The sequence below is a fragment of the Paenibacillus residui genome (assembly GCF_042677205.1).
Taxonomy (GTDB): Bacteria; Bacillota; Bacilli; order Paenibacillales; family NBRC-103111; genus Paenibacillus_L; species Paenibacillus_L residui.
The window spans coordinates 1-20318 of sequence record NZ_JBHTIU010000009.1; the positions used below are offsets into that span (position 1 = coordinate 1).

The window sequence follows — 20318 nt, forward strand, 5'->3', positions numbered from 1 at the left end:
ACGCTCTCTTGGATATTCTTGTTTTCAATTAAAAATCACTAGGTGTATCTATCCATTCCAAGTCGATAATAATAGAAACCTCGATCTTATCGTTCAGTATCTTATTCCTGTAGTCCTTTCCATTAGTCGTAAACGAAGCATACTTTGCAGAATACTGATAATTCAGCACTTCTACGTATCGTCTCGACATATTCCTATTACACACTCCACATGGCTCGAGTTGATGGCATTGATGTCTAGTGTCTATTTTTTATCCCACGTATGAGGGAACATATCAATAGATTTTATCTGTTTTTTTTAGAAATGAAGTATGGGGAAACATATCAATGATGAATTAACTTTTCTTAGTATAAGTATATATTTTTTTATGTAATCAGTAAAAGGAAGACCTTCCGTAATATATCGTTGCGAAGAGTTCATTCTCCAATCAATAATAACATACAAAAATGGTTTCAATCCTTCAAACACCTGATTGAAACCATTTGAAATAACTATATGTCGATATTTTCGTTATAAAAATATGTGGTAAACTACTTATGAATTTTATTAAACAAGAGGCTTATTCGTCTTTTTTTAATTTTACTGGCAAAATATAATCGATAACTACTTTTTCACCACGACTTAATGGAAGGGAATATCGTTCTTTTGTATATATCTCACACCAATAAAACTGTTCAAAATCAATTTCTTGATCAGTTTTTTCAATGGCTTCTGTAATTAACAAGAAGGCTGAGTCAACAATTTCTGTGATGTTATTTCCCTCAATTTGGATACAAGCAACCGTTCCGCTTGGAATATGTTTTTGGTACAGATCATGGGGAACCGGTGTATTTACCCTCATAAAATCTCCTAATATTAATTCAAAAGTATTTGTATCTTGAAAATTAAACATCATTCCTATACCATCATTTTCATCAATATCCTCACAATAAGTAAATTCAGATAAACTTTTTAAATAGTCAATCTTATCACTTTCAAAATAAGATTTCCATGCGTTCCCAGCCTCAAAAAATGAAGTGTTATTATGAACTCCGACCATTAGACGTTCCTCAAATTCCTTATAAACAATCTTCTTTAATTCTGCCATAATTCTTTTCCCTCCTATATATCTCATATCAAGATAATTCATTGGGTAATATTCATTGAGCTTTGCATTTTTTTGTTTTGCTTGAGAAGGTGTGATTCCGTGGTATTCCTTGAATGCTCTTGAAAAAGCAGAATGTGAATGAAAACCATACTTAAACGCTATATCAATAACAGAATCGTTACCTTTCTTTAAATCAAGTCCTGCTTGCGTTAGCCTTCGTTTTCTTACATATTCAGCAATCGTAACATTTGAAATAAAAACAAATATTCTTTGAAACAAAGCTACCGGAGCAACTACAATTCTTCCAATCTCCTCATAATCAATTTCATCGCCGCTAACAACTAACTCCTCAAGGTATTTAATAACCTTACCAAATGTTTTACTATAATTCATTTTTCCTCCTTTCATTTATATGTTAAATCTTTTATTGCCCCGTTTCTTTACATTTAACATACAAATTCTGCACAACATTTAATAATCATCTTACATAAAGGTAAAAACTTACTAAACTATCTGATAAGCAGTGAATCCGGACTAATCGGAAAACTCTTTACGAATCCCGATGTTGGTTAAATAAATTGACCCTTTGTCGCTTTTATCAAAGACAAATTTAATCTTTGTCATATTTTCTGGTTCAAATTGCTTATTCACTTTTTTAAACTCTTCCAACTGAAAGGCAAAATTCTGAAATATCGGCTCTTTCGTTGGTAGCAAAGATGTAAATGGCCATTTCACAATATCCCCTTCAAGCATTGGCAACAAGAAGGTAACACTGCTTAATGGCAAGCTTGCTATATTGCCGCTGCGATCCTCTACCTGTACAGACAGATCGAGTAGTGGTTTCTTTGCGTCCAACTTTTTTTCTTCTCGATCAGCCATTGAGAAAACGATATAATCACTTCCTTTTGTATCAATTTCTATATCAGATAGTAAAACCCCGTAGTTTGGAACTTTATTAGTCGTTGCACGATCCCAGTCAAGCCTAACCGCACGATGTAGGCCATCAACATATTTCATCTTGACCTTCTCTTCGATCCACGCCTTCAATGCCTTTCCAGTCAATCTTCCCCCTTTTAATGTCGTCGTAGAAAAATCAATGTCCTCATCAAAGTTTGCAACCATCACAGTATTTCCATCCCAGTAATCACTGATATACATCGTATCCGGAAGCCAGTCCTTGGCATAACCAATATCTTGAAATATACGTCGATACTCTGTTTTTTGTTTCAAGGTTGCTTCCAAAAATGAAGAAACAAGCACCTTCCCGATTTGTAATTGTTCCTCCTGTGGTAAAATTTTTGCTGTATTATAGAGCCTATTACCAAAACCTATTCCGTCATATTTTCCCCATTTTGTGTTAAACTGTCCATGGTTAGCCCCATATACATAGATCGTTGATTTAAAATGGGGACTATTTTCTGTAAAATCAATTCTCTCGTACTGATTGACACTGTCAAACGAACTTACATCCATGTCATGTGATCCTTGAATGGCTAAATAACTGATATCTTTCAAATGGGTCAGTTGTCCCGCAGGTTTATATTGACTGTCAGTACCTGCAATAGAAATAATGGAACGAATGCCAAAATGATAGTCGAATTTGATAGTTCCATTTTCAGGATATGAAGGCAATTGATTGTAAAGAGCCGCTATCGCCACCGCCTCACCACCACGAGAATGTCCAATCAATGAAATTCGGTTCATATCCACTTTGTTGAAGAATGGATGATCCTTTGTATGATTCCACTTCTTCCATACCTTTAAATGTTCTAAAATAAGCCAACCACGAGCCGGATTCTCATTTTTTAATACCTTCAACATGAATAAGTCATCATATGGCGAAGTATTCAGAAAGTTTTCATCAATTGATACAAAAATATAACCTTTGCTGGCAAGCAGGTTCCCTAAATAAGCATATCCAGAATCTGAATAATCAGTTGCTAGATGATTACCATGAACGGCGATGATCAAGGGGAACGTTCCTTTTCCATCGGGATACCATACGGTTCCGTTAAGCGGCATTTGATCAGGCCCGAATCCAAATGTTTTCGTGCGGATGGAGGACCAATTTTCCACAAATGACGAACCATCCACTGGCTTCGTAATCAGTGAATGTTCAGCATTGAATTCCTTTCGATAGCTGTTGGCGCCTCCATACGATAATGTCTTTACATGATAATCCCCCAGTTCAGATGGATTTGCCAATGGGAGCGAATACTGTTCCATTGCTTTCATCGTCTTCAGTTTATATAACATCGGCAATTCGTTATCACCATTATGAAATAACCAATAACCACCAATAAGAATATAGGCCAGTGAACAAAATGACAGCACGATCGTCATGATTTTTGATATCTTACTTGACTGACGATATTGACCTTTCAACATGCACCAAATCGTCATCCCCATGATAGAAAAGGAAACCATGATGGATAGTGTGACAATAAACATTAATTTCAAAGGACCGATAAAACATATAAACACCAGGAAAAAGCAGGCGAGTGCGATCCACATGTAAAGAGAAGGTATTTTCTTCGTCCAATAAATGAACAATGTGATGAAGCCAGATAATAAGATCATCGTAAACAGAAAAACAACACTACCAATCATGTAATCTACGATTCCACGAGTTCCTATCATGTAATACCCTTGTACAATGTATAATAGTAAAGATACGGTACCCAATCCTATTGCTGCTCCTTTCCATCCTGTGGAAAGCTGTGCCCAATGCTTAAACATATTCATCCTATATAAAAATTTAACTTTTGAAGTTTTATTTTCTGGCATAACGTTCTCTACCTCCTTTTCAAAAAATATAAACTAAAAAATCGATGATGTTTTCTCTTTATAGTGAAATACAACATTTATAAAACCATCTTCATCAGGATCATTGGACAAAGGAATAAATCCAACGGACAAAAATAATCGTTTGCTTGCCTCGTTAGTATGGAAAATACCGGCGATCATTTGTTTTATAACGGTATTCATATATTTATTTATGATTTGCTGAAGTGCTTTTTTTCCGTATCCCTTGCGCCTGTAATCAGGCCTTATTATAATGGATATGTAGGCCTTGTCTTCTTCTATTTCAACACCTACTTTACCTATAAACTCGTTATTGCTTGAAATCATCCAGCAGTCATAATCAGAATTTGAAGTTACATAATGGATAAATTCTGTCAGCTTCTCAACATGAAAACTGTCAGTATCGCAATACCAACTATTCACAATCGGAATGTGTTCCATGTTAATGTCGTGAAATATAAGTTCTTCCATCGTTGCTTAAACCCCGAACATTCTGTAAAAATCTGCGCAATCCATTCATATTCTGTTTCTCTTGTTCTCCATTTAATTGAACAATAAAGGGAGAAGGAGCCATTGACTAATGACGTGCGTAGAGATATGTCCCAGCATTGCATATGCTAATCCGTGCTTCCAATATAAATAGCCGAACCCAATCCCCGGCAAAAAATTAAGAAACAACGTGCGGATGACAGACACTTGGCTTAACCCCAACATTTGCGCGGTCGCAGGAAGATGTCCAGCTGCAAATAGGAGCGCGGCGATGATAATACCGGCAATGTAAATTCCATTGCTATTTGTAGATTTCGTCATTTTGCTGGCAATCCATATAATAAGCGTCATAAGTCCAAACCTTAGAAGTATTTCTTCAATAATTCCCCCGTATAATACGCTGCCAAGAAAATAAAGCCAGGAGAATTCAAATTTATCCTCCAGCCCCAATACTTCGGCAAAGACAAGCTTTTCCGGAATGACGATGAGGCTGGCAGATACGAGTCCGATAACCACTGCCGCGGCAATGCTTTTTCTGTTATAAATAATCGGTTTGTTCAAACCTACCTTTGGAGAAGCCCAAGATCCTACTATCGTGGCAATACCCGTCATAACTGCTGTTTGCAACATAGCCACGATAATAATGACTTGCTTTGACCCGAGTTGGGCAACGATTTGGCTTTCCCTTTCAGGCGTTAAAGACATGACTTGCTGTGCTCCTAAAATCGCACCTGCTACCAACCCTAAAATGAATACAGCAATCACTTTTTTCATCATTAACATCTCCTAACATTCTCAGCGCACAGCTTGAAGCCAATTCTTAATCTCATCGACAAGTTCAGAGACAATTGGTTCATTAGCCGATTTTTTATAGATTTTTTTTAATGCTAATAAAGTACAAGCTTCTTTTTGCTTCTTCAACATATGATTCATATCATCAATCATTACCGTTTGAACATGGTCTAAATCTAAATTTTTCAAATGATAGAAAGGCTTTATTGGCGATTGGACGTCTTTGCTTCCGTAAATGGCTAGCACTTTGCACGTTAATGAGGACAACAGCTGCAAAATTTGTTGATCGTTCAGAAATAAATGCTCTCTTAACCACTTCGCTTGAACGATCTGTCCACTAATCCTTACAGTCGCTTTATTCGTTTGCATGACTTTATCAAATAGCTTTTTCTGCTTGAGCCGCTGTTTTTCAGGCGACACAAGCTTGCGCAGAAGCGCTCCGGCAAACCCGGATTTTCTAGCGATTTCTGATAATAATGCCTCATTTTGAGAGGTTATGACACTTTTCAATGATGTGCCGGCACCACACAATAAAATGATTCCATCCACCTGTTTTCGACTGGCGGATAGTGTGGCTATAATCGTGCCCTCACTATGTCCTAGCAAAAAGATTTTTGTAAATGCCATATCCTCAGATGAGTTGCAATAATCAATGATGTCGCTTACGCATTGAACTGCATCGTCAAGTCCCGCGCGGTTAAAATCGCCTGTACTTTCTCCTACGCCAATTTTGTCATATCTTAAGGTAGCAAATCCCGACTGTACCAATGCATCAGCAAGTTGTTGATAAATACTTGCACGCATTCCTCTCATATTGCCGTCGCGGTTAACTGGTCCGCTTCCTGGAATCATCACAATGAGAACGTCCGAATTTTTTTCATCTCCAGGTTTTTCCACTGTTGCAGCGATTTCGATTCTCCCATAATCTACTGGAATTTTTATATCTTCTTTTATCATCATTATCCTCCGTATCAGCATTTTGTTAGCTTTCAATTGATTGATCCGTTTTCTCGCTTGGATTGAAACATACGTTGCAAGTTGTTGACTATCCACTTGAATTTTGGATCTTCATGTAACGGAACAAATAGTGGTTCTTTCTGTAACATGTTCAGCAAATCGTCTTTGATAGCTTGCTCATTGCGCGGAGCATAAGGACCCGAGCGAATATTCTGTTCAATCCAATTGTCAACGGTATAAAAATAATTATCCCCGCTAATTTTAATAGGAAATGACAGATGTTTATTTGTATGATAAAAGTGCTCTAGCATACGCAATGCGTCTGTATGCCGATGTTGTTTCATATAGCCTAACGAAGCTTCATAAAAAAAGATGAGTTTTATAAGACCATTTAATTGTTCAATATGGTATATGTCTATCACTTTTTCCAGACGATTGACCATTTCATCAAATAGATTTTGACTATCTGAAGTATATTTCAATAATTCTATCTCGCTTAATACCATACTAAATAAGTGTTGAAACGTAGTAACCTGCAATGTTTCTTTGACCTTATCATAATCTTTAAGCATCGCATAAGCTTCTGCTATCAGTTTTTCTACCCCCAATTGAATAGGAACTTCAGATCCTACACTTTTTAAAAGCTCTTGTGGATTGTTCTTAATTAACAATACAGAGCCATAAATGATCTGCGCTTCTTGGATCAGTTTGTGATCGTCGCTTAATTCTACGACACGCCCGCACCATTCGACGATTCGTTCCAAAACACTTTGAGAATTTTGTGAGTAGGAATAGTGGTTCAAATACAACTGAGCCATTCTTACTAATAACGGGAAACAGGAATAATACTCTTTTACCATCTTCTCCACATCCGCTTGAACTGTTTCAAAACTTTCTTCAAGGAATCGCTTTGAAAAATTATGGTACATTTCCATTATTTTATGCGCAGTCAGTTGTGGTTCATATCCCAACAATTCGTCAATGGTCGTGTGAAACAAAGATGCCAATTTAGGTAGCAAGGATAAATCTGGATAACTTAATCCCTGTTCCCATTTAGACACTGCTGCACCCGATACCCCTATATAAGCGGCAACATCCCCTTGGGTCATTCCAAATTTTTTTCGCAAAAATATAACATTGTCCGAAAATTTAAACTCCCTCATAAAATTTCTCCTTTCAATAAAAGTATAAATACAGATAATAAATCCAACAAGGGAATTATAGTTGTTTATATACTATTAATTCAACTATTAGTTGAATTAATCAACTAATATCCAATGAAATATTCATTACAGTATTATTCCTGATTAACTTCAATACCTGATTTGAACTTAACTAGAAATTTATCATTGAATACCGTTATTTCTTCAATAAGTCTCCTTACTAACTGCTCATCATATTCCTCCAACTCGCAGGATTGTTCATTCAAGAAATCAGTCATTTCAGCGATTCGTTGCCTTTTTCCTTCTCTCTCTGCATTTTCAACTAGTGCATTTTGCTTTAATTCTCGAAGGCGGTAAATTTCATCAGCCACATCTTCATAGTCATTCTTGGACTTTGCTTGTATAAGAAGCTGTTGTTGTAATTCTTCCAATTTACTATCAATATCTTCGGTGGCATTATCATTTTCTTCATTAAATATAGTAGCTATGTTTTTCTGTAACGTTGAGAGGAATGGTTCTTTGTTAGCCAAAAGTTCGTTAATAGCCTTGACCACTGCTTTCTGTAATGTTTCCTCGTTTATGGTAGGAGCAGTACATTCAGACCCTTTTTCCTCCAATCGGCTGACGCATCTCCAAACAATAGACTTGTAGCCTCGGTTATTCCAATGTACCCGTCGGTAAATATCACCGCACTGTCCGCAGTAAACAATACTCGATAAAGCATACTTGCTGCTGTAAACTCTCTTTTTACCACCTTTTCCGCCACGAAGGTTGGATCTTCGAACCATCTCTTCTTGAACCTGCATAAAAAGCTCGCGTGGAATAATAGGCTCATGGCTGTTTTCCACATAATACTGGGGAACAATGCCGTTATTCTTGACTCGCTTTTTAGAAAGGAAATCAACCGTATATGTTTTTTGTAGAAGGGCATCACCGATGTACTTTTCATTCTGCAGTATCTTTTTCAGTGTTTCCGGTCTCCATTTGGCTTTGCCTGCCGCTGTAAGGATATCGTCAGCTTCTAGTCCTCTTGCTATCTGTAAAAGACTAGCACCTTCAAGGTACTCTCTGTAAATCCGTTTAACAACCTCAGCACCCTCTGGGTCAATCACCAGTTGCTTGTTTTCATCCTTGGTGTATCCGAGAAAACGCTTGTGGTTGACCTGAACTTCACCTTGCTGATAGCGATACTGAATACCTAGCTTTACGTTCTGGCTTAAGGACTGGCTTTCCTGTTGGGCAAGGGATGCCATGATGGTCAGCATGATTTCACCCTTAGAATCCATGGTGTTGATATTCTCTTTCTCGAAGAATACAGCGATGTTTTTATCCTTTAACTGACGGATGTATTTAAGGCAATCCAACGTGTTCCTGGCAAATCGGCTGATGGATTTTGTGATGATCAAATCAATATTACCTGCCATACACTCTTCAATCATGCGGTTGAATTCATCACGCTTTTTGGTATTTGTACCTGTGATACCGTCATCCGCAAAAATACCTGCCAATTCCCATTCCTTGTTCTTCTTAATATAGTTTGTATAATGCTCAATCTGAATATCATAACTTGAAGCCTGCTCCTCACTATCTGTTGAAACACGGCAATAAGCAGCCACTCGTATTTTGGGTTTGTTATCACTGCTCTTATTGCTTCCGACTCGTTTTATTGCCGGAATCACTGTGACATTCCTACTTACCGCCACTTGTTACACCTCACTTTCTATCAAACTGTAAGCATATTCCGCCTGCTTGTATGGGTCTTCATATTTTTGTACCATAGGTTTTGCTTTGAACTTTACAGGATAATCCTTCTCTGGCACATCTTTAGGTTCCCATATCCTTCCGAGCTTTTCTGCTCGTTTTTGTTTTTCTACTTTGGCTTTTTCAAATGTCTCCTCATCAATAATTGGAGGGTAGAATTCATCGCCAAGGTAGTGCTTGTTCTGCAACATCTTACTTGCTGTGGCATGGTAGCAGTCTATTCCAGCTTGTTTAGCAGCATCCTTTAAAGAAAGGCCTGCCAAATATCCTGAATACAATTCTTTTACCTGCTCTGATGCTTTTTCATCCACAACAGCCTCTCCATCTTCAATTCTATATCCATATGGTGTGTGACCCATCTAATTCACCAACCTTTCCTTCAATGTGATCCCACATTTTAATTCAAATCCAACTTCCTCTCGTGAAAAGACCATAATCTTTTCTACGTAATTTTCAAACAGCTCATCCTCATAGGCTGTGAGCATTTTGGACTTAGTGACAAACTTAAGCAAACGGTCAACCTCTTCTACTTTTGCAAAATTGCCATTGACGGAACGAGTAAGTTGATCCTTTTCGGCAAGAAGCCTTTCTCTTTCTGCTTCCAGTGAATTCTTTTCTTTATTAAACAGAGCAGGTTCCAGATATCCTTTGGCCATTAAACCCGTCAGCATCTGGCACTGCTCCATGTTGTTTTCAATCTTAGTTTCCAACTCTTCAATTCTGCGAAAACTTGCTGCATTATTCTGGTTACGTAACCCATTCAAAAGTGGTCTTAATATGAACTTCTGACCGTAAATGAGTTTATTCATCATCGTAACAAATGCAGTCTTTATATCATCATCTCGAATGAACTGCATGGAACATTCCGTTATATTGCTTATATGCTTACTGCAGCACCAAGCAATGTATTTTCTTCCAGATGAATGAATCCGTCTTTTGAACGTACTGCCACATTCCGAGCAGATAATTTTACTAGAGAAAGCATATCGGTTTAAATATTTGCTGTTGCGCTTTTCGATACCTTTTTCCTTTGCTCTCTGATTGAGAACAGCATCCACAGCCTCAAAGTCTTCATGGCTGATAATTGCCTCATGATGGTTTTCTACTAAGTACATATCTTTCTCACCATAATTGGTGTGCCTATTAAAATGACTGTCAGTATAAGTCTTTTGCAAAATAACATCGCCAGTATATTTTTCATTGGTCAGAATCCCTCGAATGGTAGTAGCCGTCCAACGGTCACCTCTTTTTGAAGGGATACCTTTTTGATTCAGATCATCTGCAATTTTCTGTGTACCTTTGCCCGATAATACTTCTGCAAAAATATACTTCACAACTTCAGCCTGCTTGGGGTTTACAATCATCTGCCCGTCAATGTTTTGATACCCATATGGTGGGTAGGAAATTTTAAAGGTTCCGTTTTGAAATCGTCTTTGGATTGCCCATTTAGTATTTTCAGAAATGGAAATTGACTCACTTTCTGCAAGCCCACTTAAAATGGAGAGCATCAATTCACTTTCCATTGAACCCGTATTGATGTTTTCCTTCTCAAAATAGATATGAACCCCAAGGTCTATCAGTTTTCGAACCATCTCCAAGCAGTCTGTAGTATTTCTCGCAAATCGGCTGATGGACTTTGTAATGATTAAGTCAATTCTCCCAGTTTCACAGTCTGATAACATTCTAAGTAGGTCAGAGCGGTTTTCCTTTTTCGTGCCGCTGATTCCCTCGTCATAATATAAGCCTGCATATCCCCATTCTGGATTCGCCTTTATGTAGGTCTCATAATGGGCCTTTTGTGCTTGCAAGCTGACTAGCTGTTCATTACTATCTGTTGAAACTCGGCAGTAGGCAACTACTCGCGTTTTTGGCTTAATAAAAGAGGCCATATTTCCTTCTATTTTCGTTATCTTTTTCATCCTCTCACCTCCTTCTTGGTAGGTCACATGTTACCTCTGAAACCCTTATATATCAACAATTTCAGGGCATTATCTCAGCTAAAAAAGGGGAGAAAGTTTGGCGATTGAGTGCATCTATCTTGTTGAATTCTACTTCAGTTATTAAGCCTTTTTCGAGCATCTTTCTAAGTAGCTTTTCTGACTGGATATAATCAAACTCACGTTGTAGCTGTTCCTGTGATACTCTCTTTAGTTCGGTGCTTTTGTCTATAACCTCATCCGAGATCTTCGTAACTTTTTTATCCTCGTGCAGATTCACTAGGAATCACCTCCTACCTAATAGCCGTGGGAACAGGTCGAAGTTGAGGATTTGTAAAATTTAATTAAATGAATACATAAAAAAAGTATAATGCTACATAGAATCTAGACAGCAAAAAAGGAGTTTCTTAGTTGTATGGCAACCAGTAGAAGAAAGTTTACACCGGAGGAGAAAGCGCAAATCGTACTGGAAATTTTAAAGGAAGAAAAGTCGGTCTCGCAGCTCTCATCCGAGCATGGTATTCATGCAAATGTCCTCAATCGGTGGAAATCAGAAGCTGTCCAGAATCTATCGCAATTGTTTGTCGATGATCGCAAAGGCATCACGAAAATGAAAAACGAGTATGAAAAAACGATCAACGACCTCTACGCCGAGATTGGAAAGCTGACCAGTCAATTGTCGTGGCTTAAAAAAAAATCTGGCCTCTAATCTTTCCCGCGAAGAACGCATAGATCTTCTGGAATGGGATTGCCCCGAGCATTCGCTCTTTGTTCAGGCCGATCTATTAAGTCTGAACCGCTCCAGTCTTTACTATAAGCCGGTTCCTCCCTCCCCGGAGGAAATTCGCCTCAAACACCGGATTGACGAGATTTACACAGAGCATTCGTTCCTGGGCTACCGGAGGATTGCTGCAATTATGAATCGGGAAGGAGATGGTATTCACGAAAACACAGTAAGGCGCTACATGCGCGAAATGGGCCTTATGGCTATTCATCCCGGGCCAAATCTGAGTAAGCGGGATCTACAACACAGAGTCTATCCGTACCTGCTTCGGAAACTGAAGATTACAGAGCCCGATCAGGTCTGGAGTGTGGATATTACATATATTCGCATGAAATACGGCTGGATGTACCTGTACGCCGTCATGGATTGGTATTCTCGCTACATCGTAGATTGGCAACTGGATCAAAGCTTGGAGATCGGTTTCGTGCTTGAGACCATGAGACGTGCATTCACACGACGTAAGCCTGGGATTGTCAACAGCGACCAAGGCAGCCACTTTACGAGTCCGAAGTATATCGATTTATTGAAAGAGAACGATGTTCGTATCAGCATGGATGGCAAAGGCAGGGCTACGGATAACATAGTCATTGAGCGCTTCTGGCGCAGCCTGAAGTACAACGAGGTCTACATCAACGACTATACAAGTCCTCGGGAGACCAGGAGAGGTGTAGAACGCTACATTCACCTGCACAATCACTACTTACCTCATCAGTCTTTGCAAAATCATACGCCTGCTGCAGTGTATAACCGGGACGTTGAACTTCTATCCACATGTGAATGATATAGGACATTCTCCCGCGCCTTCGCTTGGGCTATGTCCTCCACCTGTGGACAACAACACCAAAGGAATTATCAAACATACTTTCCATCTTGGCTCTACCAAGAGCCTGCCCTCCTAGGGCACAGAAATAGGTAATTGTGCATTATTTCACACCTTAAACTATTTAAAAAAACTGTCTTGACATCTTGTAGCACTATAACACGAGAACCGTCGGCCATTTCATTCACCTTGTATCCGGTCGTTTCGGACAACTGGCCGGGAAAATTATGCTTGTAGATGTTTTGGCATACGCGCCGCAGTTCCAGTTCCGATCCAAAGGAGAGGAAACTAAGGTGGATGGATTTCCCCTCATAAAAAACCCACACACTATCATGCGCCCGCGGCACCTCACCGAGTTGAACATCCCCTTCCCAATCCCATGTTTCTTCCCATACGGAAGGCGGCAAACCAGTTAGCTGGAGAAGAGCAGCATCAACGGACAGAGCATTTTATTAGCCGAGCTGTTTCACGAGGGAAACTGATGAACAGCTACTTGATCACATCAGTCATTACGAGTATCGTGATGCTCCTATTCAATGCCGTTGGACTGTGGAGCGCAGCATCTGCCGTGATGGATGATCCGATCGCTTTTGGGACTTACTTCACTGCGTCTATCGTTTATTTACCTGCACTCTGGGTCATGACTGGACTCGCATTGTTACTCGTTGGCTTCGCGCCGCGCTTTACAAGTTTGAGCTGGCTTTATCTCGTGTATTCATTTGTCGTCGTTTACTTAGGCGGGCTGCTCAAATTTCCAGAATGGCTAACGAAAATCACACCGTTTGGTTATGTACCGAACGTTCCAATTGAAGAAATGAGTACTTTACCGCTCATCAGCTTAACGATCATCGCGATCGTGCTCATCTCCATCGGATTTGTTAGCTACCGCAAACGGGATCTTTATGGATAATCATTTGTTTAATCAAAAACGGACACAGGTGCGCGAGATCAACTTTTCTCATGCACTCGTGTCCGTTTCTTTTTAACCTCTCGTTACTCAAACCAACCGTTCCGCAACGTATAAAGTGCGGCTTGTGTTCGATCTTGCACTTCCATTTTGCTCAAAATGTTAGAAATATGCGTTTTCACAGTCTTGTCGGCGATATGCAATTCAGCAGCAATTTCTTTATTACTTTGTCCTAGCGTAATATGATAAAGCACTTCTTTTTCTTTGCTCGTTAAACGGTTAAAACGAAAATCAGCTTCTGCTTCAGACGCGACGAACGTCATTAATTTATTTGCGATTTCAGGATGAATCACTTTTTGTCCGTCCATCGCGGCAAATATCGTTTCAGTCAATACATCCGGATCTACATCTTTCAACTGATACCCGATCGCTCCTGCCTTAATAGCCGGGATGATCGAATCACGATCAGAAAAACTCGTTAAGATGATCACTTTTACCGCGGGAAAGCGTTGCACGATTTGTTTCGTAGCTTCAATTCCGTTCATATGAGGCATCTGAATGTCCATAAGCACGATATCAGGATTTACTGCTTCCACTTGCTGCAAAGCTTCTTCCCCATTTAATGCATATCCGACGACGTCAATATTCGGCTTCGTTTGAAAATAATATTTCAATCCATTAATGACAATCAAATGATCGTCTACGATGAGTAACTTAATTTTCATTTGACTGTTCTCCTTCACGCACTGGAGCGATTAATGTAACTACCGTTCCACTGCCTAGCGAACTGCAAATCGAAACTTCTCCGCCGAGCTGCGTCGCTCGTACTTTCATATTCGTTATGCCAAATGAATGATCGGTTTGTTTAGGAACATCTGCTTCAAAACCACAGCCTTGATCTGCAATCACAAGTTTCAATTGATGGGGGTGAATCTCAAACCGAATCGCAGCTTCGTCTGTTTTCGCATGCTTCTTCACATTGTTCAGCGCTTCTTGCCCAATTCGTAAAATAATCTCGATGTCGCTTGCCGAAAGATCAACTTCTTCGCCATCACACTCTACAAATACGTGAAGGCCGATTTTTTCGCCATATGCGACGAGCATCTCGAGAAAGTCTTGCTCTGGATCAATCGGCTGCCTTTGCCAGATCAAGTTGCTGAGATCTGCTAATGCTTCTTGTGCAAGCATTTCGATCTCACGAATTCCATTTCGAATCGCATCATCTTGATCCGACAATTGATTGTTTAAACCACGTGCAATCAATAATAATGAAAATAACTTCTGATTCACCGAGTCATGCAAGTCACGGGCTAACCGTTTCCGTTCTTCAATAAGAAGCATTTTCAAACGTTCGACTTCGCTAACCGTCGGTTCTGTTGACATCAAATCACCTCCACCAAAAACATATCACGATTTGACTTGACGAAAAAGAGTCAATGTAACAAAAATAAGTCCTACGAGTATAGCCAAACTAATCCCTCCGACCGTTTGGAAAGCAGTCATAAATGATGCTTGTGCTTGGGCAAGTAAGCTGGCAGCAACCCCCGACGGCAACAAGTCCATCGTTCCTACTGCCCCAGCGATCGTGTCTTGAGCGAGCTGTGCTAACTCTTCAGGTACCGTACCAGGAAGATCAATATGAAACCGATACAGAGCGGTCGCTATACTTCCGATGATCGCAACGCCTAGCGCCATCCCTAGTTCCCCACTCGTCTCTGAAAGCGATGCTGCTGAACCGGATTTTTCAGGCGGTGCAAAACCGATAACCAAATCAGTCGTCAGCACAAAGAGCGGACCAAAACCGGTCGTAAGTAACACACTGATCATGATCGAATACGCAATGCTTGAATCTACTTCAAGAAAAATGATGAGCAAACAAGCGACAGCTGAAATGATCAGGCCAATCGCAATTGCTCCGAAACGTGAAGTCCAACGAATCAGCACAGGTGCGATGAGAGAGCCGATAATGCTGCCTACTGACAAAAATGTCATCCAAATTCCCGCTTCAATCGGAGTCATTTGAACGACCATTTGCAAATATTGCGCAAACAGCAATACGAAGCCACCTTGTACAATCGCTCCGACCAACATCATACTGAGCGATCCGCTAAATCGTTTGTTATTAAAAAGCTTCAGCTCTAGCAGAGGATCCCGAAGTATCAGTTGTCGTTTAACGAACATCCACCCTACTCCCGCTCCGATAACAATCCATAAAAATGCCGTTACATTCCATCCATTGCTCGCAAAATGTTTAATGCCATAAATGATAAATAGGATTGCGAAAAGCGACAAAACAACACTTAGAAGATCTACCTTCCCTGCGTTTGGATGCCGTTGTTCAGGCAGCAAAAATGGAGCAACAATAAGCAGTAATACCATGACTGGAACTGCCATCAAAAAGACGGAGCCCCACCAAAAAAACTGTAACAGCACACCTCCGACAGCCGGCCCTAAAACTGCCCCTCCGGAAAAACTCATCATCCATAAACTGATCGCCACCGTACGTTGCTTTGCATTTTTAAACATATGACTAATTAACGATAACGTCGATGGCATAAGTGTCGCACCGGCAACGCCAAGCAGTGCTCGAGTAACGAGTAACATTTCCGTACTAAAAGAAAAAGCTGCTACGATAGACGCGACGCCAAAAGCTGATGCCCCGATCATAAGCAAGCGTCTTCTGCCGATGCGATCACCAACCGTTCCCATCGTCACTAAAAATCCAGCAATCATAAATCCATAAATGTCTAATATCCATAACTGCTGTGTGCTAGATGCTTGCAAATCGATAGCAAGATGAGGCAACGCTAAATGAAGCACCGTAAAATCTAACGCTAAAAGGATCGTCGGTAGCATCAATACAGCTAATCCTAACCACTCCTTCACCCCAGCTCGTATGGCCTCTTCCTCAATCGCTGAATGTTGTTCAATCGTCTGGTCGTTCATCGTCATCTCCCCTACCCTTCTAATCAACTTCCAATGTTTTCGTATGTTCCATTGTAAAGTTCATGGCGCAAAAATAAATCAACCATCGGGTGGAGAGATCTCTACATATTTAGTCTGAGTCCGTTACTTTCTATAATCCTTGTTCTTCTACTAACGCGGCGAAAGCACGATAAGCGCGACTCGTATACTTATTTTTATTCCGAATCAATCCCGTTTCAATCCATCGATAAAGTTCTGGCACCTGCGTCACGTGCAAATCTTCATATGATCCTGTTAACACCGATTTCGGCAAAATTGTCGCCGTAATCCCTTCTTTTACACTGCTTAATATCGTCTCTAAAGAACTGATTTCAATATAATCATTGAATTCGATGCCTTCATCTTGAAACCACTGCTCTAGCTTTGTTCTGAGCGGACAACCTTTAGGAGAAACCGCCCATTTTTGCTTAAATAATGTTGATAAATTCATTCGTTTATTCGACAAAATCACAATTTCGTTCGTTTCCGCATAATCAACACTCATATTCATATTAGAAAGTTCTCCGGTAACGAATGCTGCATCAAGTTCGTAATTTTTCACTTTATTTATTAATTCAAATGGAGTTCCGGTTTCGATTCGTAGCAATACTTGTTCATATTGCGCTTGATATGTCGAAATCAAGTTCATAAAGTTACCACACGTCACAGTCTCAACGACGCCTAAGCGGAGCGTACCGGCAGGCTTTTCTTCATCTTTCACCGCTGCAATCGACTCTTCGGCTAGTTGCAAGATTGAATCTGCATACTGCCTAAAAATCGCACCTTTTTCTGTAATATTCATCCCTTTGACACTTCTATAAAAAAGAAGCACACCGAGTTCATGTTCCAACTTCCGCAGCCTTGCCGTTACGTTTGATTGGACATAGTCTAAACGTTTTGCTGCTCCGGATATGCTACCTTCTTCCGCAATCGCCTGAAATACTTTTAAATCACTCAGTTCCATCTCGCCCCTCCTTAGCCATCACTTTAAATGATACAGATATCGTTAACAATCATTATACATTGTACATTTACCTGTTTATACTAATTACACAACATAAAATGCGAGGAGGGGTAGCTTGGCCTATTTATTTTTAGCAATGACGATACTAGCAGAAGTAACTGGAGCGATCACAAGCCGCTATTCAAACGGTTTCAAAAAAATTGTCCCCAGTATCATTACGTTAACCGTAATTCCTGCATCTTATTTTTTTTTCGCTACTAGCCTTCAATATGGCTTAAACATCGGGATTGGATATGCCATCTGGGCTGGAGTTGGCGTTGTACTCGTCGCCATTTTTGGACTCCTATTTTTTAAAGAAACACTTTCAAAAAGACAAATCATAGGAGTTGTTCTCATTATACTAGGTGTAGTTTGTTTAGAGGTCGGAGCTGTTTAGGAGGTGTCTCATATCGCCTATTTGTATCTTTTTATCGCAATTGCTTTAGAAATTATCGCTGCCATTGCGACTCGATATAGCGAAGGGTTTACTATTTTCATCCCAACTACAATCACTTTGCTTTTTGCGATTTTGTCTTATTTTATTTTTTCTCTTAGTTTAAAGTCCGGGATGAATATAGGCATTGGCTACGCGATATGGTCCGGAGCCGGCGTGCTTTTAGTCGCACTAATCGGCGCCACATTTCTCGCCGAGCAATTAACATTGATCCAAATTGCTGGGGTATTATTGATTATTGTTGGACTTATCGCGGTTCAAATAACGGGAAAAAACGAACCGACCGTAATAAAATAGGGTCGGTTTTTTACTATCCCACAACTATACTTCCTTCTTTAATTGATTGTCCCTCGGCTTTCTGTGCAATTGAAAGCGAAAAACAATAACAACAACAGCACATAAAATGGCTAATGTAAAAAATAAATTACTGTAGATGACCCCTGCCAAAGAAGATGATACAGGATTCCAAGTACGTGTTGCACCGACGTCCAGCACTTTGCTGTAAATACCCATCGCAATCGAGCCAGCAATAAAATTTTGCATCATAAGCAATCCCATTCCAACCCCTGCCTGCTCTGCTGGAAGTGTTAACGAAATCGTCCTCGACATCACAATCGACATAAACGATTGACCGACATACCCCAGTACAAGCAAACAAACAATGAGCCAAACAGTTGAACCCATTAATGTAGAAAGCAAAAAGAAGCAGGTGAACATGAGTGCAGATGCGGTATAAAATAAAGCAGACGGTCCATTTTTATCTGCTAGTTTTCCTCCCTGCCGATTCAAAATCGCCGTCACCACTGCGGCTGGCACCATAGCTAACCCGATTACGCTCGCTTCAAGCGCATGCACTTCAGACAAAAATAAAGGAGTCGTGAAAAATAACGCGTAACCCATCCCAGTCACTACGAACGCCATGATCAAATAGAAGGAATACTCTCGATTCTGGAATAATACGGTTCGCACAAATGGATGTTCAGCGTGACGGATTCGGATGATAAAGCAAATCCCAGTTAGCAGTCCTCCAAGTAGCCAGCCAGCATTTAGCGTGACCGCGAGTAGGATTTGAGCAACACTTAATGCGAGTAACCCTCCCCCTAACCAATCGATTTTCGCTTCGGTCCTTTGTTCGTCGCCCAGAAGTTTTAAATAAACAGGCAATGTAAATCGGTATGGTCGGTGTCCAGCAGCATCACATCGTAATCCATGCCATTTGCTTTCTGATACAAGTATCGTTCCATCTGCGAATACAAGATAAACCCACAGGCCACGTCCACACCTTCAAACTCGTAGAGCGGGGCGCGTAATTCTTCCTGCGGCAAATATCCCTGTGTCGTTTGTGCGAGAGTGGAGTCCACCACCAGCACCTTGTAATCCATTGCGGCCAGGAGTTTGCCAAGCAATAACAGCACATGGCTTTTATCCGGCGCTCCTAAAAATACAATCTTTTTCATGGTTTCTCCTTATTGATTGAAGATTTCGGAATAATCCGGGGCCGTTTCTGACTCTGGCTCGGATGCAGGCGGTGGATCGGGCAACGTCGCTTCGGGCGATTCTTCTTCTACCACGACCGGAAGGGAAGAAGGCGGCTGTTCATCTTCTCCTTGCACCGACTCTTGGTCATCCTGCTCCGGGAAACTAAGGGGCTGCGGCATTTGCTGAGCGGCATTGCTTTGCTGTGTTGCGGCCCGTTCATTCATGAGTTGTTGCTGCACGGTGACATTGCCGTACATCACCCGCATTTTGTCCGCTTCGCTCATTTCATTCAGGTTGCTTTCCAACCTTTCGCGTTGCTGACGAGCCAGCTCAGTAGAAACCTGCTCAACCAGGTTTGGGTTTTGCTCCAATAAATCCAACACCATCGGATTGGCCGGATAAGTCGCCGTCGCTGCCTCTTGCAGTCCCGGTTCGATATAGGGCACCGCGTATAATCTTGCGCCTTGCAGATAAGCATCGATGATCGCGCTTGATGTGAGCAGCAGGTCGGTTTCATTCATCTCCAGCCAAATGACGGTTCCCTCGCGATCAAGCACCTGCTTTTTGGCAAGCACAACGAAATCTTCGCCAGTCGGGAAGTTGATCCTCACATCGATATACTGTGCTTTTCCCAGATGCGACGGAAGCTGAATGATTTGAAACTCTTGTGTCCGCACATCCTTGGCAATCGGGTTGCCCTCATACAGCACAGAAGCAAGAAGCGGCATTCCCGGGCGAAGTTCAACTTTGGCGTGTTTACCGACCGCCTCTTCCTCCTTAGCGATCATTTCGGGCGAAACCAATGCGGTCGGCAGGGTCATCGCCGTGACGTCTTCCGGTTCGATCTGCTCACCGGCCGGAATGGTTCGAGCCACAGTCCATACCGTTTGCAGCGATTCTTCTTTAGTCGCTGTTA

At 40.8% G+C, this 20318-nt stretch carries 21 protein-coding genes and 1 pseudogene; 4 read left to right on the top strand and 18 right to left on the bottom strand.

Going from position 1 to position 20318, the window contains the following annotated elements; all coding sequences use genetic code 11:
- Nucleotides 1-559: 559 nt before the first annotated feature.
- The 10 genes from ACFQ03_RS03150 to ACFQ03_RS03195 all read right to left on the bottom strand — a co-directional run bounded on the left by ACFQ03_RS03150 (nucleotide 560) and on the right by ACFQ03_RS03195 (nucleotide 11271).
- Entirely contained in the window at nucleotides 560-1480 is a 921-nt protein-coding gene (locus ACFQ03_RS03150) for a helix-turn-helix transcriptional regulator (RefSeq protein WP_252528071.1), read from the bottom strand.
- Nucleotides 1481-1621: 141 nt separating this feature from the next.
- The gene (locus tag ACFQ03_RS03155) at nucleotides 1622-3874 is read right to left on the bottom strand and encodes an MFS transporter (protein ID WP_379285996.1); all 2253 of its coding nucleotides are present in this window, start codon (nucleotides 3872-3874) and stop codon (nucleotides 1622-1624) included.
- Nucleotides 3875-3907: 33 nt separating this feature from the next.
- Nucleotides 3908-4363 carry a GNAT family N-acetyltransferase gene (locus tag ACFQ03_RS03160; protein ID WP_137743024.1) on the bottom strand — a complete coding sequence of 152 codons (456 nt, stop codon included), beginning with the start codon at nucleotides 4361-4363 and terminating at the stop codon, nucleotides 3908-3910.
- Between the two features lie 72 nt (nucleotides 4364-4435).
- Nucleotides 4436-5158, bottom strand: a complete 723-nt coding sequence (locus tag ACFQ03_RS03165; protein ID WP_379285999.1) for a CPBP family glutamic-type intramembrane protease — start codon at nucleotides 5156-5158, stop codon at nucleotides 4436-4438.
- 18 nt (nucleotides 5159-5176) lie between these two features.
- Nucleotides 5177-6130: an alpha/beta hydrolase gene (locus tag ACFQ03_RS03170; protein ID WP_379286001.1), complete on the bottom strand. Its 954-nt coding sequence runs from the start codon at nucleotides 6128-6130 to the stop codon at nucleotides 5177-5179.
- 32 nt (nucleotides 6131-6162) lie between these two features.
- A complete protein-coding gene (locus tag ACFQ03_RS03175) occupies nucleotides 6163-7293 on the bottom strand; it encodes a helix-turn-helix domain-containing protein (RefSeq protein ID WP_137743027.1) in 1131 nt (376 codons plus the stop codon).
- 134 nt (nucleotides 7294-7427) lie between these two features.
- On the bottom strand, nucleotides 7428-8972 hold the full coding sequence (locus ACFQ03_RS03180; RefSeq protein ID WP_449290178.1) for a recombinase family protein: 1545 nt from the start codon (nucleotides 8970-8972) through the stop codon (nucleotides 7428-7430).
- 27 nt (nucleotides 8973-8999) lie between these two features.
- Nucleotides 9000-9413 (bottom strand): recombinase family protein, encoded by a 414-nt coding sequence (locus ACFQ03_RS03185; protein ID WP_379286006.1) that lies wholly within the window; start codon nucleotides 9411-9413, stop codon nucleotides 9000-9002.
- Nucleotides 9414-10973: a recombinase family protein gene (locus ACFQ03_RS03190; protein ID WP_379286008.1), complete on the bottom strand. Its 1560-nt coding sequence runs from the start codon at nucleotides 10971-10973 to the stop codon at nucleotides 9414-9416. It lies immediately after the preceding gene.
- A gap of 61 nt (nucleotides 10974-11034) precedes the next feature.
- Complete coding sequence (locus tag ACFQ03_RS03195) at nucleotides 11035-11271, bottom strand: SHOCT domain-containing protein (protein ID WP_379286010.1); 237 nt, start codon at nucleotides 11269-11271, stop codon at nucleotides 11035-11037.
- A 135-nt stretch (nucleotides 11272-11406) separates the two neighbouring features.
- On the opposite strand from ACFQ03_RS03195, the gene ACFQ03_RS03200 reads away from it, so the two are divergent.
- Nucleotides 11407-12556, top strand: a protein-coding gene (locus ACFQ03_RS03200) for an IS3 family transposase (protein ID WP_144941181.1) whose coding sequence is annotated in 2 segments (ribosomal slippage) — nucleotides 11407-11681 and nucleotides 11680-12556 — 1152 coding nt in all. Because the reading frame shifts where the segments join, the coding sequence is not laid out codon by codon here.
- Nucleotides 12557-12741: 185 nt separating this feature from the next.
- Here the strand turns inward: ACFQ03_RS03200 and ACFQ03_RS03205 are convergent.
- A pseudogene (locus ACFQ03_RS03205) lies at nucleotides 12742-12927 on the bottom strand (pilus assembly protein CpaF); the annotation flags it as partial.
- Nucleotides 12928-13076: 149 nt separating this feature from the next.
- On the opposite strand from ACFQ03_RS03205, the gene ACFQ03_RS03210 reads away from it, so the two are divergent.
- Nucleotides 13077-13505, top strand: a complete 429-nt coding sequence (locus tag ACFQ03_RS03210) for a hypothetical protein (RefSeq protein WP_379286013.1) — start codon at nucleotides 13077-13079, stop codon at nucleotides 13503-13505.
- An 83-nt stretch (nucleotides 13506-13588) separates the two neighbouring features.
- On the opposite strand, the gene ACFQ03_RS03215 is transcribed toward ACFQ03_RS03210, so the two are convergent.
- The 4 genes from ACFQ03_RS03215 to ACFQ03_RS03230 form a co-directional block, all read right to left on the bottom strand.
- Nucleotides 13589-14227, bottom strand: a complete 639-nt coding sequence (locus ACFQ03_RS03215) for a response regulator (protein ID WP_379286015.1) — start codon at nucleotides 14225-14227, stop codon at nucleotides 13589-13591.
- A complete protein-coding gene (locus ACFQ03_RS03220) occupies nucleotides 14217-14885 on the bottom strand; it encodes a sensor histidine kinase (protein ID WP_379286017.1) in 669 nt (222 codons plus the stop codon). Before ACFQ03_RS03220 ends, ACFQ03_RS03215 begins: the two co-directional genes overlap by 11 nt.
- A 24-nt stretch (nucleotides 14886-14909) precedes the next feature.
- Complete coding sequence (locus ACFQ03_RS03225; protein ID WP_379286019.1) at nucleotides 14910-16448, bottom strand: MFS transporter; 1539 nt, start codon at nucleotides 16446-16448, stop codon at nucleotides 14910-14912.
- A gap of 130 nt (nucleotides 16449-16578) precedes the next feature.
- On the bottom strand, nucleotides 16579-17430 hold the full coding sequence (locus ACFQ03_RS03230) for a LysR family transcriptional regulator (RefSeq protein WP_379286021.1): 852 nt from the start codon (nucleotides 17428-17430) through the stop codon (nucleotides 16579-16581).
- A gap of 115 nt (nucleotides 17431-17545) precedes the next feature.
- Here ACFQ03_RS03230 and ACFQ03_RS03235 point away from each other — a divergent pair, with 115 nt between their 5' ends.
- Together ACFQ03_RS03235 and ACFQ03_RS03240 are read left to right on the top strand one after the other, a co-directional pair.
- Nucleotides 17546-17866, top strand: a complete 321-nt coding sequence (locus ACFQ03_RS03235) for a DMT family transporter (protein ID WP_379286023.1) — start codon at nucleotides 17546-17548, stop codon at nucleotides 17864-17866.
- A 3-nt stretch (nucleotides 17867-17869) separates the two neighbouring features.
- The gene (locus ACFQ03_RS03240) at nucleotides 17870-18220 is read left to right on the top strand and encodes a DMT family transporter (RefSeq protein WP_379286025.1); all 351 of its coding nucleotides are present in this window, start codon (nucleotides 17870-17872) and stop codon (nucleotides 18218-18220) included.
- Nucleotides 18221-18244: 24 nt separating this feature from the next.
- Here ACFQ03_RS03240 and ACFQ03_RS03245 read toward each other — a convergent pair whose 3' ends face one another.
- The 3 genes from ACFQ03_RS03245 to ACFQ03_RS03255 all read right to left on the bottom strand — a co-directional run.
- Entirely contained in the window at nucleotides 18245-19087 is an 843-nt protein-coding gene (locus tag ACFQ03_RS03245; protein WP_379286027.1) for an MFS transporter, read from the bottom strand.
- Nucleotides 19072-19380 (bottom strand): hypothetical protein, encoded by a 309-nt coding sequence (locus ACFQ03_RS03250; protein WP_379286029.1) that lies wholly within the window; start codon nucleotides 19378-19380, stop codon nucleotides 19072-19074. The genes ACFQ03_RS03245 and ACFQ03_RS03250 overlap by 16 nt, the downstream gene beginning before the upstream one ends.
- Nucleotides 19381-19389: 9 nt before the next feature.
- Nucleotides 19390-20318: SAF domain-containing protein (locus tag ACFQ03_RS03255; protein ID WP_379286031.1), on the bottom strand; the 929-nt coding region annotated here is incomplete at its 5' end.

Bases quoted from the DNA above. Each gene is read 5' to 3' on its own strand.
- ACFQ03_RS03150 (WP_252528071.1), bottom strand. From the start codon at position 1,480: ATGAATTATAGTAAAACATTTGGTAAGGTTATTAAATACCTTGAGGAG.
- ACFQ03_RS03155 (WP_379285996.1), bottom strand. From the start codon at position 3,874: ATGCCAGAAAATAAAACTTCAAAAGTTAAATTTTTATATAGGATGAAT.
- ACFQ03_RS03160 (WP_137743024.1), bottom strand. From the start codon at position 4,363: ATGGAAGAACTTATATTTCACGACATTAACATGGAACACATTCCGATT.
- ACFQ03_RS03165 (WP_379285999.1), bottom strand. From the start codon at position 5,158: ATGATGAAAAAAGTGATTGCTGTATTCATTTTAGGGTTGGTAGCAGGT.
- ACFQ03_RS03170 (WP_379286001.1), bottom strand. From the start codon at position 6,130: ATGATAAAAGAAGATATAAAAATTCCAGTAGATTATGGGAGAATCGAA.
- ACFQ03_RS03175 (WP_137743027.1), bottom strand. From the start codon at position 7,293: ATGAGGGAGTTTAAATTTTCGGACAATGTTATATTTTTGCGAAAAAAA.
- ACFQ03_RS03185 (WP_379286006.1), bottom strand. From the start codon at position 9,413: ATGGGTCACACACCATATGGATATAGAATTGAAGATGGAGAGGCTGTT.
- ACFQ03_RS03190 (WP_379286008.1), bottom strand. From the start codon at position 10,973: ATGAAAAAGATAACGAAAATAGAAGGAAATATGGCCTCTTTTATTAAG.
- ACFQ03_RS03210 (WP_379286013.1), top strand. From the start codon at position 13,077: ATGAACAGCTACTTGATCACATCAGTCATTACGAGTATCGTGATGCTC.
- ACFQ03_RS03215 (WP_379286015.1), bottom strand. From the start codon at position 14,227: ATGAAAATTAAGTTACTCATCGTAGACGATCATTTGATTGTCATTAAT.
- ACFQ03_RS03220 (WP_379286017.1), bottom strand. From the start codon at position 14,885: ATGTCAACAGAACCGACGGTTAGCGAAGTCGAACGTTTGAAAATGCTT.
- ACFQ03_RS03225 (WP_379286019.1), bottom strand. From the start codon at position 16,448: ATGAACGACCAGACGATTGAACAACATTCAGCGATTGAGGAAGAGGCC.
- ACFQ03_RS03230 (WP_379286021.1), bottom strand. From the start codon at position 17,430: ATGGAACTGAGTGATTTAAAAGTATTTCAGGCGATTGCGGAAGAAGGT.
- ACFQ03_RS03250 (WP_379286029.1), bottom strand. From the start codon at position 19,380: ATGAAAAAGATTGTATTTTTAGGAGCGCCGGATAAAAGCCATGTGCTG.